The sequence below is a fragment of the Mesorhizobium sp. M1E.F.Ca.ET.063.01.1.1 genome (genome assembly GCF_003998155.1).
Lineage (GTDB): Bacteria > Pseudomonadota > Alphaproteobacteria > Rhizobiales > Rhizobiaceae > Mesorhizobium.
Genome location: NZ_RZSC01001262.1, coordinates 1 through 1,005, shown reverse-complemented (window position 1 = coordinate 1,005; position 1,005 = coordinate 1). Strand labels below are relative to the sequence as shown.

Annotated in this window: 1 protein-coding gene and 1 pseudogene; both read right to left on the bottom strand. The window is 63.4% G+C overall.

The annotated features are described in order from the left end of the window. Positions 1–291, bottom strand: a pseudogene (locus EOA29_RS37775) (hypothetical protein); the annotation flags it as partial. A gap of 332 nt (positions 292–623) precedes the next feature. Further along, on the bottom strand, positions 624–1,005 hold a 382-nt coding region (locus tag EOA29_RS37770), incomplete at its 5' end, for a GH25 family lysozyme (RefSeq protein WP_281061140.1).

Sequence of the window (1,005 nt, the reverse complement as noted above, 5' to 3'; positions counted from 1 at the left end):
GGCGCCGTTCTGGGTCAGCGGGAATTTCACCGTGTAGGTGCCCGGTGTGCCGGCCGCCATCAGCGCATGGAAGCGCGGCAGCGTCGAATGGCCCTTGGCCTTGGCGTTCTGCATCGCTTTGTCGCCGGTATAGTAGGCGACGACGTTTTCCTTCACCGGACGCGGCGCCGTCGGCGAGGCGCCGGGCGCGGCCTCAGGGATGGCGATCGGCTTGTTGCTGTGGCCGGGCGTGTTGAAGAACCCGTAGCCGACAGCGGCTGCGAAAACGATTGCCACGACTGGACTGCGCATCGACCCCTCCAAAACCCGATCACGGATACGTTACCGGAAGGCGGTTGCCGCACCGCCAAGGGACAGGGTGAGCGGGTGGTTAGCGAAATGCTGAAATTGCCGCCGATGCGCCGGCCAAATAAAACGGCAAATCGCTTGATCCAGGTCAACGCATCGCGGCTCTTCCTGCAGTCTCCTTGGCTGTTTATTCAAGGAGACTGGATGTGCCCACCGAGACCCTGATCGTCCTCGCCGTCGTCCTGGCCTATTTCGCGATCTTCATGGGCGTGCTGGCCTACGCGACATACGCAGAATCGCGGCCGCGACCGCGTGCACAGAGGTTCGAAAGCGGATCAATCCGCGTCGGCGACCATCTGCCCGCCGTCCAGCCAGTTGCGCCACTGCCGCTCGTCGCCGTGAAAGACGTTGAGGTCGATGCGGCCGCTCACTCCGCGTGACAGGCCGGAGCCGGAATACTGCCAGAACAGCCACTTGCGGCCGGGATAGACCTTTGACGGGTGCGCGGCGACCGCGCGCAGCCAGAACGGATAATCCGGGAAGGCGCCGCGCAGATTGTCGCGATAGAAATCAGGGCTGGTATAGATGATGGGCCGCTGGCCGTAATAGCGCTCCAGCTTGTCCATGAACACCTGCATCTTCTCCAGCACCGTTTCACGCGAAGGCCTGCGCCTGCAGGAGGACTCACCGTTCCACTCGACGTCGATGACGGGCGGC